The sequence below is a fragment of the Myroides profundi genome (assembly GCF_000833025.1).
Classification (GTDB): Bacteria; Bacteroidota; Bacteroidia; order Flavobacteriales; family Flavobacteriaceae; genus Flavobacterium; species Flavobacterium profundi_A.
In genome coordinates this window covers 3,034,755-3,048,819 of record NZ_CP010817.1, presented here as the reverse complement: position 1 = coordinate 3,048,819, position 14,065 = coordinate 3,034,755, and the positions used below count along the sequence as shown (strand labels likewise).

12 protein-coding genes and 1 riboswitch are annotated in these 14,065 nt (G+C 33.2%); of the genes, 8 read left to right on the top strand and 4 right to left on the bottom strand.

The features are described from left to right. Positions 1-57 precede the first annotated feature (57 nt). The gene (locus tag MPR_RS13375) at positions 58-1,449 is read left to right on the top strand and encodes a TolC family protein (RefSeq protein WP_041893330.1); all 1,392 of its coding nucleotides are present in this window, start codon (positions 58-60) and stop codon (positions 1,447-1,449) included. A gap of 541 nt (positions 1,450-1,990) precedes the next feature. Then, the gene (locus MPR_RS13370; RefSeq protein WP_041893328.1) at positions 1,991-2,344 is read left to right on the top strand and encodes a hypothetical protein; all 354 of its coding nucleotides are present in this window, start codon (positions 1,991-1,993) and stop codon (positions 2,342-2,344) included. A 104-nt stretch (positions 2,345-2,448) separates the two neighbouring features. Here MPR_RS13370 and MPR_RS13365 read toward each other — a convergent pair whose 3' ends face one another. Continuing rightward, the gene (locus MPR_RS13365; protein WP_041893326.1) at positions 2,449-2,910 is read right to left on the bottom strand and encodes an Lrp/AsnC family transcriptional regulator; all 462 of its coding nucleotides are present in this window, start codon (positions 2,908-2,910) and stop codon (positions 2,449-2,451) included. Positions 2,911-3,070: 160 nt separating this feature from the next. Further along, positions 3,071-3,258: riboswitch (cobalamin riboswitch) on the top strand. Between the two features lie 179 nt (positions 3,259-3,437). On the opposite strand from MPR_RS13365, the gene metE reads away from it, so the two are divergent. After that, positions 3,438-5,747, top strand: a complete 2,310-nt coding sequence (gene metE / locus MPR_RS13360) for a 5-methyltetrahydropteroyltriglutamate--homocysteine S-methyltransferase (protein WP_041893324.1) — start codon at positions 3,438-3,440, stop codon at positions 5,745-5,747. Between the two features lie 48 nt (positions 5,748-5,795). Here metE and MPR_RS18955 read toward each other — a convergent pair whose 3' ends face one another. Both MPR_RS18955 and MPR_RS13350 read right to left on the bottom strand, forming a co-directional pair. Next, positions 5,796-6,035 (bottom strand): hypothetical protein, encoded by a 240-nt coding sequence (locus MPR_RS18955; protein WP_235280451.1) that lies wholly within the window; start codon positions 6,033-6,035, stop codon positions 5,796-5,798. A gap of 494 nt (positions 6,036-6,529) precedes the next feature. Then, positions 6,530-7,363: an AraC family transcriptional regulator gene (locus tag MPR_RS13350; RefSeq protein ID WP_041893321.1), complete on the bottom strand. Its 834-nt coding sequence runs from the start codon at positions 7,361-7,363 to the stop codon at positions 6,530-6,532. Between the two features lie 79 nt (positions 7,364-7,442). On the opposite strand from MPR_RS13350, the gene MPR_RS13345 reads away from it, so the two are divergent. The 5 genes from MPR_RS13345 (at position 7,443) to MPR_RS13325 (ending at position 12,805) form a co-directional block, all read left to right on the top strand. After that, positions 7,443-8,393: an NADP-dependent oxidoreductase gene (locus tag MPR_RS13345; RefSeq protein ID WP_041893317.1), complete on the top strand. Its 951-nt coding sequence runs from the start codon at positions 7,443-7,445 to the stop codon at positions 8,391-8,393. Between the two features lie 211 nt (positions 8,394-8,604). Next, complete coding sequence (locus MPR_RS13340) at positions 8,605-11,160, top strand: WG repeat-containing protein (protein ID WP_041895539.1); 2,556 nt, start codon at positions 8,605-8,607, stop codon at positions 11,158-11,160. 252 nt (positions 11,161-11,412) lie between these two features. Continuing rightward, entirely contained in the window at positions 11,413-11,835 is a 423-nt protein-coding gene (locus MPR_RS13335) for a CBS domain-containing protein (RefSeq protein WP_041893315.1), read from the top strand. Positions 11,836-12,185: 350 nt separating this feature from the next. After that, positions 12,186-12,386, top strand: a complete 201-nt coding sequence (locus MPR_RS13330) for a hypothetical protein (RefSeq protein WP_041895536.1) — start codon at positions 12,186-12,188, stop codon at positions 12,384-12,386. Positions 12,387-12,604: 218 nt separating this feature from the next. Next, positions 12,605-12,805, top strand: a complete 201-nt coding sequence (locus tag MPR_RS13325) for a hypothetical protein (protein ID WP_041893312.1) — start codon at positions 12,605-12,607, stop codon at positions 12,803-12,805. A gap of 67 nt (positions 12,806-12,872) precedes the next feature. Here MPR_RS13325 and MPR_RS13320 read toward each other — a convergent pair whose 3' ends face one another. Further along, on the bottom strand, positions 12,873-13,799 hold the full coding sequence (locus MPR_RS13320) for a bestrophin family protein (protein ID WP_041893309.1): 927 nt from the start codon (positions 13,797-13,799) through the stop codon (positions 12,873-12,875). Positions 13,800-14,065: the final 266 nt, after the last annotated feature.

Below are 14,065 nucleotides of genomic sequence, written 5' to 3'. Positions count from 1 at the left end.
TGGATGCGCTTATACGTTACACAATGACTTAAGTCAATGCGATAAATCAGAAGAATCATGAAATGGACATATAAAATATATATAGGTGCTCTAGCTATAGGGATGTTGGCTTCATGCCAATCCACACAGAGTTATCAGCACTTAGATATTGCTGCAAAAGAGCTTTATCGAGATACCCAAGAAGGGGATACATTAAGTATAGGCATGATGCCTTGGCAGACTTTGTTTAAAGATGCAAAGCTACAAGAGCTAATAACAGAAGGAATAGAAAATAACCTAGACCTGAAGATGGGGATAGAAAGGCTACATGCTTCTGAATCGTTATTAAAACAATCTAAAGCTGCGTTCTTACCTGATTTAAGTATAGGGGGAGGAGTGAAAAGATCAAGATTAGCTTATCCTCAAGGGTTTGGTTTTGTAAAGAATGCGACACAGTATGATGTATTCGCTAATACTTCTTGGGAAATAGATGTATGGGGAAAATTAGCGAGTAGCAAGCGTGCTGCCTATTATAGAATGCTTCAGTCTGATGCAGGACAAAAAGCTGTGCAGACTCAGATAGTCGCTCAGATAGCGGATTATTATTACCAATTATTGGCGTTAGATCAACAACAAACTATTATCGAAAAGACGATAGTGAATAGAAAAGTAGATGTTGAGACAATGCAAAAGTTGAAGGAGTCCAATGTAGTAACTGGTGCGGCTGTGGTACAGAGTGAAGCTAACTACTATGACGCTGAGGCTGCACTACCAGGGGTAAAACGCCAAATCAGAGAAGTAGAGAATGCATTGAATGTTCTATTAGGAAAACCTGTAGGTACAATAGATAGAGCTAACTTAACTGTACAAGAACTACCAATAGAACCAAGTATAGGGATACCTGCACATCTACTAAAGAATAGACCTGATGTGATGGCAGCTGAGTATGAGTTGGCAGCGTATTTTGAAGATGTGAATGCGGCTAAGAGAGCATTCTACCCTTCATTAAATATCACAGGAGGAGCGGGATTCTCTAGTTATGAGTTTAAAGATTGGTTTACATCTACAGGATTGTTTGCTAATATAGCAGGAGGTTTATTACAGCCTATCTTTAATAAAAGACAAAACAAAACAAGATTAGAGATAGCAAAAGCGAGTTATCAGGAGAAAGCATACAACTTCCAAAAAACAATGTTAGTAGCAGGGCAAGAGGTCTCTGATGCACTATATGCTTATGAGATGGCAGGTGAGCAACTGACTATGAGACAACAACAAGTGGATAAGTTAGCCTTAGCTGTTGATTATACGAAGAAGTTATTAGTGTATCATTCTTCAACGAATTATACAGATGTATTGACTTCAGAACAAGCACACCTTTATGCACAATTAGCACATAGTAATGATCAGCTATTAGAATGGCAGGCCATTATTAAGCTTTATAAAGCATTAGGTGGAGGTTGGAGAGAATAATTTTTTCCATTTATATATAGAGTAATGAAAGTGATACTATAGTGTAATCAATCTCTATAGTAGATTATTAATTACTTGACTCAGTCTGTTTATCGACATTTTACTTTTAGATAGTTAATCATCGTGCTAATTTGGGAACTATTTATAAAATTATATTGTGTCAATAGATTGAGTCTTTCTAGACAAATAATCTTTGTCGATTTTTTACTACTTTTTAATTGAGAGAGCCACATCGTGAGATGTGGCTTTTTTTTTGTATAATATTTTAACGTAATAAGGGATTAGTAAATAAGTGATAATGTATTTTTTGATTTGTTTTTTGAGCCCAAAATATTTGTTATGTTGTATAAATGAATTGATTAATATTTGAATAGTAATATGAATTAATTTGACTGTTTTTAAAGGTTATTGTTATTTGGATGAAGTATTATGAAGAAAAACAAAATATAAACATCAAACACAATAATGAACAAAAAAACTAAGATTTTAACCTTATCTATTTTGACTATTCTATTAGCATGTCAAGATAAGAAACACACAGATGAAGGTGATTATACCAAAAGGAACTACTGAGTTAATATTGCCATTTAATGCTGATAAGAAGAATGTAATTCCATGGGATGTTATGACGGTTCTTAAGGCTAATAAAGTTGAAACATTTGAGGCTAGTGAATTAGCAACTCATGTTATAGAATACGGAAAACCGTTTGTGGAAGGAGTTAGCCCTGGAACTCTTAAAACTTTAATAAAAACTAAAGATGGTCAAAACAGTGTGGATTTTGATTGTGAATATACTGGTCTTCATGGTAATATCATTATAGATACAGGTAAATATTATAACTCTAAGATTACTAGTACTCCTGTTCCAACAAAAGTTGAAATATTGAGAAAATAGAAAAAGATAATTGATTTGTTAGGCAGTAAATTTTAGGAATGACTTAGATAAATTTATCTAAGTCATTCTTTTTTTATGTAGTTAGTAAGGGAAATAGGTTAAGGTTAAAAAGAGATATTATGTGTGTTCTTAATTTCTCTCATCACAAAAGAACTATGTGTACTTCCTATACTATCTACCATGGCTAATTTATTAAATACAAAGTCTTGGTAATGCTTCATATCATTAGCATATACTTTTAGGATAAAGTCAAAATCTCCTGATATATTATAACATTCAACGACTTCATCTATAAGCATAATATCTTCAACAAACTTGTTATTGATAAAACGCTCATGTTGTTTGAGTTTAATATTGCAGAATACAATAAAACCTTTATTTAGCTTTTCAGCATCTATTAAAGCAATATATTTTTTGATAAAACCTTCTTTTTCTAGTCGTTTTATTCTCTCAAATACTGGGGTAGCAGATAGGTTTACTTGTTGAGCAATCTCTTTTGTTGTCAGGTTAGAATTATCACACAGTATTCGAAGTAGTTTTAAATCGGTCTCGTCTAGGTTATGCATCAGAATAATATTTTGTTTTAGTGGTACCAAATGTAATGATAATAGAATTAAAATCTTATAAAATAGTTTGTATGGTTATTTATTCTTAATTATGGTTTGTTTGTAATGGTTGTATTCTGTAATTGTATATTTGTTTAGAATTTTAGATTGTTCTTAAAATACTTCATCAAGCGAAAATAGGTTTTACTTAACTGTAGATTAAAAGGGAATCGTGTGAGAATCACGAGCTGTCGCGCAACTGTAAGTAACATTGAATATACTAGTCATATTATGCTCACTGATATAAAATCGGGAAGGGCGATTAGTGTAGTTATAAGTCAGGAGACCTGCCATTTTTGAATTGACAATGCTTTCGCGGTAAAGAGCTATAAGTCAGGTTTGATGCTATGATACACTGTTTCTATATCATGTAGAGATGGTATACTATAGCTATACCTTATCTATTAGAGTTTCCCCACTACCGCGTATTGCATTAAGAAGAGAGAACTTTTTAAGTGATTAATTAACCATTTTAAAAAGTTGTGAAAATGCAAACACAAGTATTAGGCTATCCGCGTATTGGTAGCCAAAGAGAGCTGAAAAAAGCAAATGAACAGTATTGGGCTGAGAAAATTGAAAGAGAAGAGTTAGAACAGGTTGCACAAACTATTCGTTATCAAAATTGGCAATTACAAAAGACAGCAGGTGTCACGTTAATCCCTTCTAATGACTTTTCATTTTATGATCAAGTATTAGATTGGAGTTTAACCTTAGGGGCTATTCCTAAAAGGTATCAACCTCTTCGTACAAATGAAGAACTGTCTTTACTAGATTTATACTTCGCAATGGCTAGAGGGTATCAAAAAGGAGGTTTTGATATTACAGCTATGGAAATGACAAAATGGTTCGATACTAACTATCACTATATCGTACCAGAGTTTTATAAAGGACAACAGTTTGAATTAACTTCACTAAAGGTAGTAGATGAATATAAAGAAGCCAAAAAGATTGGTATAGAGACGAAGCCTGTTATCTTAGGGCTTGTTTCTTATTTATTATTAGGTAAGGCAAAAGAACAAGACTTTAATGTATTGAGCTTAGCAGATAGTTTATTACCAGTATATATTGAAATAATAAAACGTCTGACAGATGAAGGAGTTCAATATATTCAAATTGACGAACCTTTTCTAGTTCTTGATTTAACAGAAGAACAGAAAACTGCAATTACATCGTTTTACAATACGATACAATCTACTTTTCCAGATCTTAAAGTAATTGTAGCTACTTATTTTGGAGGGCTAGAAGATAATACTTCCTTGGCAGTAGCTTTACCTGTAGAAGTATTACATATTGATCTAGTGCGTAATGAAGAGCAGCTAGAAGAGATACTTAATAAGGCTCCGTCTAGTTTAAAGTTGTCACTAGGTGTGGTGGATGGTCGTAATATCTGGAAGAATGATTATGAACAATCATTAACATTGATAGATAAAGCTATTGAGCGAAGAGGGAAAGAGACAATCATCATAGCAACATCGTGTTCTTTACTTCACAGTCCTATTGATTTAGAAGGGGAGGTGAAATTAACATCAGAAATCAAGCAATGGCTTGCTTTTGCTAAACAAAAGGTTCAGGAAGTAGTAGATTTAGCTAAGTTAGCGAGTGTTGTAGATAGAGAGAGTGTATCAGTTTATCAAGAGAATAAAATAGCTCAACACAATAAAAGTACATCTGCATTAATACATCATGAAGCAGTCAAAAAACGTGTACAAGGAATTACAGAACAGGATGCACAACGAAAAGCTCCGTTTAGTACAAGACAACCCTTACAACATAAAGCATTAGACCTTCCTTTATTTCCAACAACAACAATCGGTTCATTCCCACAGACGACAGAAGTAAGACAGTGGAGAGCTAAGTTTAAAAAAGGAGAGCTTACAGAGCAACAGTATGAAGATTTATTAAAACAAGAGACGGCTAGAGCTATACAGTGGCAAGAAGAAATAGGGCTAGATGTATTAGTACATGGAGAGTTTGAACGCAATGACATGGTGGAGTACTTCGGAGAACAGTTAGAAGGATTTACTTTTACTCAGAATGGTTGGGTACAGAGTTATGGAAGTAGATGTGTGAAACCTCCTGTTATTTATGGAGATGTGTATCGCAGTAAGCCATTAACAGTATTTTGGTCTGCTTATGCTCAGTCATTGACTAAACAAAAAGTAAAAGGAATGTTGACAGGGCCAGTGACGATATTACAGTGGTCTTTTGTACGAAATGATATCCCAAGGTCTGAGACTTGTACTCAAATAGCTTTAGCAATTAGAGATGAAGTAGTAGATTTAGAAAGTGCTAATATTGAAATCATCCAGATTGATGAGCCTGCGATAAGAGAAGGTTTACCATTGCGTAAAGCAGCATGGGATGGTTATTTGGATTGGGCTGTAAGAGCATTTAGAATTTCTGCATCAGGAGTGAAGAATGAGACACAGATTCATACTCATATGTGTTATTCTGAGTTTAACGATATTATACAGCATATTGCAGCTATGGATGCAGATGTGATTACGATAGAGTGTTCTCGTTCACAGATGGATTTATTAGATGCTTTTGCAGCATTTAAATACCCAAATGAGATTGGGCCGGGAGTATATGATATTCACTCTCCACGTGTACCTACAGAAGAAGAAATGTTGTATTTAATTAAAAAGGCAGAAAACTATATACCAACTAAGCAATTATGGGTAAACCCTGACTGTGGATTAAAAACGCGTCATTGGGAAGAGACTGAAAAAGCGCTTATAGCGATGGTGAATGTCTCTAAAAAACTGAGAGAAGAAAGTTTAGTAGAAGCTATTTAATAGAATAAGGCTCTTGTTGATCAACAAGAGCCTTATTTATTATTTTAGTTAGAAAGATAGACGAATGATTCTATCTAATTTATCCCTGTCTATATGAGGAGAAAATTCATTGTATAATTCATGCTTAAGTAGTGATACGATAGCAAAGAAATCTGAAGTAAGCGTTAAGTAGTATTGTTCTACTTTTTCTACTGATTGGTTTTCTGCTATTTTGATCTGATGACTTTCAGTCATTAGATTACCTACGTGAACTAAGATTTTATCAAAGGTCTCTGCTGAGGTATGCATTTGAAGAAAACCAAACTCAAAGATCAGATCGTGTAGGTTATTAACTTCTTTCTCTATCTTCTTACCTGTAGATAAGTGTGGACTAAGAGATTCTCGTTGTAAGATTGTATTTAGTTGCGTTAAGAATTGAAAGAAAACTTCTTGTTTCTTTTCAAATACTAATAAGTGACGTTCTCTAGACTCTTCACTTTTAGTTTGTCCTTGTAATAAGAGAACAGTAATAATAGCTGTAATTACAACTCCTAATAATGTACCAAAGAACTGACCAGGAAGAGAAGCTAGCTCAAATATTTCAAAAGTTATGGCTACGATAAAGAAGATAATTGTACTTGTTATAATACCTACTCTTGGCTAATTGATTTTGTTTTTCATAAAGTCTTTTTTAAAAAAGCGTTATAATGGTTTGATGAATAACAGCATAACCTTTTTTAAGAGATAGAAAAAGGAAAAGCTTATTCAGAATGAAATTACAACTATTTCTGATATAAAAAAGATTATCTTTTTTGATATGTCTTTCTATAAGCCGACATACTCATACTTTCATGTTTCTTAAAGAATTTGTTAGCATGACTCTCATCTGTAAACGTAAATTCAGAAGCAATCTCTCCTATTCGATGGTCACTGAATAACAGGCGATGTTTAATCAGCTTAAGTCTGTAGGAGATAATATACTGCTGCATAGTTTCTCCACATTGATTTAAAAAATAAGAACCGATATAAGATGGTGCAAACCCAAACTTATCACCGATAACCTGAGCTGTGAGTAGCTTTAAGTCATAGATATGCTGTTGAATATAAGCGATGATATCTAATATGCGCTCATCCTTAGTTTCTAAGTTTTTAGGAGTATAGTGCATTAGATTACGAGTAGCGATAATCATGATGGCATTAATATATTGTCTCTGTAAATCACAGTTATAAGCTTTAGGGTTTTGTATACTCTGGATTAAGTTTTGTACTATTTGATATATTACTTCTTTATCTTCCTCATCAGTTATGATAGAAGTAGATAGATGTGAAGCGTAATAAAGGACACATTCTAGGTGGTTAATAGTTAAAGCACTAGACTGTTTAAGATATTCGTCATTAATACGTATAACTAAGAATTCAGATTGCTTAGTTAGATCAAAAGAGTGTTTGTCTTCAGGTGTAATTAAGTATAGGTCTCCTTTCTTAAGTTTATTCTTACTATTATTAACGATGTGGTAGCCTTCTCCAGATATTACAAACACGAACTCGAAAAAGTTAAATAATCTATTCTGTAGAGGGCAAAAATCAAACTTTTCGCAGAATACTTCAAAAGGTTGATATATATTTTCTCTTGCCATATATATACTGATTTATAATTAAAATGTACCTATTAATAAGCTTGGTATCAGTTTATTTTTGTGTAAAAGTAATTATTATATGAAAGCAATTGTGTTAAAAGAATTTGGAGGTGTAGATAAGCTTCAAATTCAGGATATTGATATTCCTGTTTTAAAAACCGGAGAGGTATTAGTCAAGGTAAAGGCATTAAGTGTAAATCCTGTAGATGCTCTGACTAGAGCAAATAAAGTAGAGATTGCAAATCTCTTAGAGCAGTATGATCCTATTATTTTAGGATGGGACTTCTCTGGAATTATAGAATCTGTAGGCGAGAATGTCAAGGAGTATAAAGTAGGAGATGCAGTTTTTGGAATGGTTAATTTTCCTGGACATGGTAGAGCTTATGCAGAGTATATCGCTGTCTCTGTAGATCAAATAGCATTAAAGCCAAGTAATATCACACATGAAGAAGCTGCCGCATCTACATTAGCTGCGCTAACAGCTTGGCAAGCGTTTACGAGTTATGGAAAACTAAGACCTAATGATAAGGTACTAATACATGCTGCAGCTGGTGGTGTAGGACACTATGCTGTGCAGCTGGCTAAGCATTTAGGGGCGTACGTGATAGGTACTTCTTCTGCTAAGAATAAAGAGTTCGTATTAGGCTTAGGTGCAGATGAGCATATTGATTATAGAAGTGTGCAGTTTGAGGAAGTATTATCTGATATAGACTTCGTTTTAGAGGCTATCGGAAGAGATAATATTCAGAAGTCTGTCAGGGTGCTTAAAGAGTTTGGGTCTATAGTTGTTTTACCTTCAGGATCTACGAAAGAGGATGAGGCTGCTGCTAAGGCAAAGCAGTTACACGGCAGTCACTTTATGTGTGTTTATTCGAGTGCTCGAGATATGAAAATTATTGCTCACCTCTTAGAAAAAGGTATTGTTAAGGCTCATATTAGTCATGTTTTTGACTTCGAAGACATGGATAAAGCACATTTATGTATAGAAAGTGGTAATACTGTAGGAAAGGTAGTTGTGTGTATTTCTTAAAATAAATATAATAATCAAACATAAAAGATGGTATAATTATAAAGTATATCATCTTTTTTTGTTTTTATATATTTTATTATTTAGTGTTTTTGATATGTATATTGTTGTTTTTTTGGGTGTAATTACTAAATAATGTTAATTTTTTATATATTTGGATTAATGAATTTGTTTGATTCTATATGTTAACTATTCAAATAATCGTTATACTTTTATGAAAAAAATCACCTTACTTATATTAATAGGCTTCTTGTCATTTTCTTGTAGCAATGATGACAATAAAAAGAGCGATAAACCTAAAGAAGAGAAACCAGATTATCAACCTAAAATACTTATCCCTTTTGAAGAGCGTGGTTTGTGGGGATTCAGAGATCCGCAGGCTAATGTTGTGGTAGTGGTACCTCAGTATGAAGCTGTAAAAGACTTTGACCAACATAAGATAGCAAGAGTAAAGAAGAGTAAGTTATGGGGAATAATAGATATGTTAGGCAAGCCTGTGATCGCTCCTACGTATAATGATATTAAAGATTTTAGTATACAGGGATATGCGACTGTGGTAAGGTTGGAGAAAAGCGGAGTAATTAATACGAAGGGAGAAGAGAAAATAGAACCTTTATACGATGAGATTACAGGCTACTATGATAAGCAGTATGTAAAGGTGATGATAGAGCAGAAGTATGGTATCATAGACAAGGATTGGAAATTAGCAATCAAGCCTTCTTATACTAAGATTCGCGATTTTGGAACAGAAGGAGTGAATGCAGATCACATCATCGTAGAGCAGAATAAGAAGAGAGGTCTGATTAATAAGAATTGGAAGGTATTGGCGAATGCTAAATATGACAGTATTACTAAATTCGATACTAGAGGCATAGCGATGTTAATCGACTCGTTAAAGATGGGGATGATTAACACAGAAGGAAAGATTCTAGAGCCTAAGTACGAAGAGATTAAAGAGTCTAATGATGAGGTAGAAGTTACTTATAAAGTAGTTTTAAAAGAGAAATGGGGGCTGTTAAATAAAGATTGGAAAGAAATTATAGCACCTCGTTTTGAAGCAGACTTTAAGATATTTGAGTTTGATAAATCAGGTTATGCCAGATTACATGTAGGGGAGAAGTGGGGATTCATTGATAAGAATCACAAGGTGATCTTAGAGCCGATATACGATGAGATCACAGAGTTCGACGAACAAGGTTTTGCGCGTATTAAAGTAGGAGAGAAGTGGGGCGTGATTAACAGAGAGTTTAAGGTATTATTAGCTCCAGAGTATGATAATATCACTGTGTTTAACGCAGAGGGTTTTGCGCGTGTCAATCAGAAAGATAAATGGGGAGTGATTAATAAACAATGGAAAGTAGTTCTACCTGTGATGTATGATAATATTGGGACTTTACTACCTTATGATATGACAATCCTAACACTAGACGGTAAACTAGGGCTAGCGAATAAGAATTGGGAAGTTGTATTACCTGTGGATTATAAGGATATCAATGTGACAGAAGACCAAGGTACGGTGAGAATCTATAATGATATACCAGGTATAGAAAGAGCTATAGGGTTATTCCATTTAAAAACGTATAAACGTTTAGAACCAACCTATGAGCGAATAGATAACTATAACTCTTTTGGCTACGCATTAGTACAAAAGAATGAGATATCTAAGAACTTAATAGATAAAAACTTCGAAGAGCGATTAGATACTTATTATACTGAGATATATCCCTTTAATGAAGCAGGAGTGTTTAAAGTACTTAAGGCTCCTTATATAGGAGTATTTGACTCTAGAATGAATATGTTGGTAGAACCGACTAAATATACAGATATAGATGAGTTCGCAGAGGATAATCATGCAGTAGTGTCTTTTGGTAATAAGAGTGGACTTATTAATAGACAGTGGAAAGAAGTTCTAGCTGTAGAATATGATGAGATATCTACGCCAGACAAAGAGAGTAATAGAAAGCTTACTATTCACACTTCTTCAGTGACCATGTATAATGTCTTTAATCAGAACGGAAAGATCTTAGAGGATAACTATAAAGAGATAAAGTTTGACTATGCAAACAAAGTCATTTTGTTGAAAGGGATGAATGATTTACATGGCTTTGCATCTGTTAATCTAGTACATATCACTTCTCCTGTTTATGAGAATGAGTTAGACTTCACGAATGCTCTAGTAGCTAGGATGAAACAGAATGGGGTATGGGGACTGATTAATAAACAAGGCATCATTGTTATAAACCCGATGTACGATCGCATCAGTGAGTTTAATAATGAAGGCTATGCCTATTTAGTAAAAGGAGGTCTATACGGATTTGTAAATCATGTAGGGCTTACGACTGTGCACGCTAAATATGAAATACCTGATTATGCTTTGACTAGAGATAAGTTAGCAAAAGTGAGAACGAATGGATTATTGACTATTGTTAATTATGAAAATGGTATTGAGTTATTTAAACCAGGTCAGTATACAGATGTAGAAAATTTATTTAAAGGCTATGCTGCCTATTTAGAAAAAGGTAAGTGGGGTATCGTAGATAAGTTACAAAAGGTAGTATCAGTAGCGAAATATGATAAGGTAGAGCGCTTCACTAAAGATAATACAGCACGTATTATGTTGAATAACTATGTAGGCTTTATGAATGATAAAGGGGTAATCGTTTTAGAACCGACTACTTATAGTCATATAGGAGAGTTTAAAGATGGTAAAGCTACCGCGATAAAGAATGGCGTAGCAGTACTTATTGATATAAATGGAAAGGAAATATAGGGTTGTATTAAAAGCACTTTTGTATAGATGCAAAAGTGCTTTTTTATGGTCATAAAAGTCAGTGTTATAGTGTAGAAGGAATAGAGAATGAAGATATTCCTTTGTTGATTAGAATGATATTGCCTAATTAATTGATAAATAGAATTAATCAATTGGCTGTTAATTTGTTATATTCCTCTAAGTATCGTAAATTTAAAGTAATAAAAAGGTGACTTTTTTATAAGCCTATTGTCTAACTAAAATCTGATTGTTATGAAACAAAAGGTTCCAGTTGAAGAGATTATGACTAAAGAGCTAATCACTCTTACTTTATCTGATAGTTTATATGATGCAGAGAGATTGTTTAAAAAGCATAAAATAAGACATATCCCTATCGTTAAAGGTGATAAACTAATAGGGGTACTCAGTTATTCTGACTTGATAAAAATCAGCTATGTAGATGTAGTAGAAGACGAGTCAGTGGATATGCCTTCTGTTGTTTATGATATGTATTCTATAGAGCAATTAATGGCAAAAGTGGTAGTAAGTGCTCTTCCTACAGCAACTGTAAAAGAGGTGACAGAAATATTGTCAAAGCAGAGTTATCACTCTATTCCGATAGTTGACCAATTAGGTCATTTAAAAGGGATAGTGACTACGACAGATTTATTAAAATATTTCCTAAAGCAGTATTAGTGTAGTAAAAAGAAGATAGGTAGTACCTATCAGGATAGTATAAAGCAGGGTAAATCGGTCGAAAAGAATTTATCTTCATATTTAATGAACTTTATTCATGATTAGTTATGAATAGAGTTCATTTTTTTTATCCCCCTATTTATAGTGTAATACACATTTTGTGAACTTATGAGGAAGGATAGTGTTTTTATATAATACTTATGTATGTTTATTGATAATGCTTTATATATTAAGATGTAAAAGTTTATTTAATGTATAAATGCTTAAAATTATAATAAAATATCATTTATTTTTGTGTTTTGCTATTGTAAGTGCTAATTTAGCTCATGTGTTACAATAGTATTACAAATATGAAAAGAAGAACAATGTTTGACTTTGCCAAAACGATATTAGAGAATGTAAGTTTTGATCCAAAGTTATTTTATAAGGAATTACAAAAAGCAATTCAGAACTTATTACCATACGATTTAGATCAGTTAACACAATGGGTAAATGGTTATGTTCAAGAAAAACCTGAACTACATCAATCTTTAGAATTACTGAACGCATAAGATAAAAGCACTTCCATAGGAAGTGCTTTTTTTATAAGATCAACTCATTGCAGAAAATGAAATTATTGAAATATTTATTTAATAAAATTCAGTCAATTTATTCAAATTATGAGAATCAATTATTAATTGCTAAAATTGTATTAAAGTCTGAGGGAAAAACGGGAAATGCTTTTCAAAATGACTATGTTTACTATGTAGTAAGATAAAAAATAAAAGATATGAAAACACGTTTAATGTTTGATTTCGCAAAAACTATACTTGAGAATGTAAGTTTTGATCCAAAGTTATTTTACAAAGAACTTCATAAAGCTATTAATCATTTATTGCCTTATGATGTAGATAGATTAACGAAATGGGTGAATGGTTATGTTCTAGAAAAACCAGAACTTCAAGAATCTTTAAATTTAATTAACGCTTAAATATAACTAAAAAGCACTTCGAGAGAAGTGCTTTTTTTATAGATATAGGTTAGGTGTGCTTTATATATTAAGTAACGATATAGTTCTTATCAGGTGTCATCAGTTCTGGTAGAGGCATTTCTGATATTTCGCTTAGTGAGTAAGCTATATTAGCACACATTTGATCTAGAGCAAGGTCGTTTTCTTCTTCTCCGAATGGCTCTGCTATCTCTGCTACTACAGCATCTAACGCGATAAAGGTATACGCTACGAAGGTAACAAAGAACGGCATAGTCCAGATAATAAGGTCAATTAGTCCAAACGGAAGGATAAAGCAGTACACATAGACTGTCCTGTGTAGAATAACAAAGTATACAAACGGAATCTTCGTATGAACGATGCGCTCACAGGCTCCCAATACTATGGATAGCTCATCGATATTCTTGTCTATTCTAGCTTGTGTGATCGTATCTAGTCTACCTGCACGCTGCTGTGCAGCTATCCATTTCGTTAATTCATTAAGAATATACGCAGGTTTAAATTTCTTAGTCAGCATTTCTTGATACACCTCTTCTTTCAGATACTGACGTATTATTTCATAGTCTGTTTTTTCTCTCAGTTGTTTATTTAAGAGATAGCAGAAAGCAATAATAAGTTTGATCCCTTCTTGTTTTTCTTTTTTAGAGAACGAAGGACTTTCATCTATATAGTTTTGAATCTGAAAGGCAAGCGATCTAGAGTGTATTACTAGGCTTCCCCATTGCTTCCTTCCTTCCCAGAAGCGATCATAAGCCGCACTATTACAAAATCCTAAGAATATCGCTAGCGAAATCCCCACTAAGGCAAACGCTCCTACATTAAGAGGGATTATTACATCAGGAAATAGGTAATGAGCAAAATAGACAATCCAAGAGAATATAAAGATAGCCAGTAGCGTTGGAAATATTTTTTTAAGGACAGACCCCTTCCATATAAAAAGCATTTGTATGATATGCTTTTTGTGTCTTACTATCATATTGTTGAGTTTTGATATAAGAGCAAAGTTAGTTTGGGATTCAGTCTTAGACAAATAATCCTTGTGAAATTAATACTGTGGATAGTTAAAAAAAACAAATAAGGCATTGAATATGAAGTATGAGTATACACGGTCTGCTGATAAGTAGCACTGTGATAGGTGCATAAAAAAGCTACTTATTGTAGATAAGTAGCTTAATATGATGTCCTCTAAAAACATCAAAACAACAATATTTTATATCTAAATGCGTCTCTTCTTTAGAGATA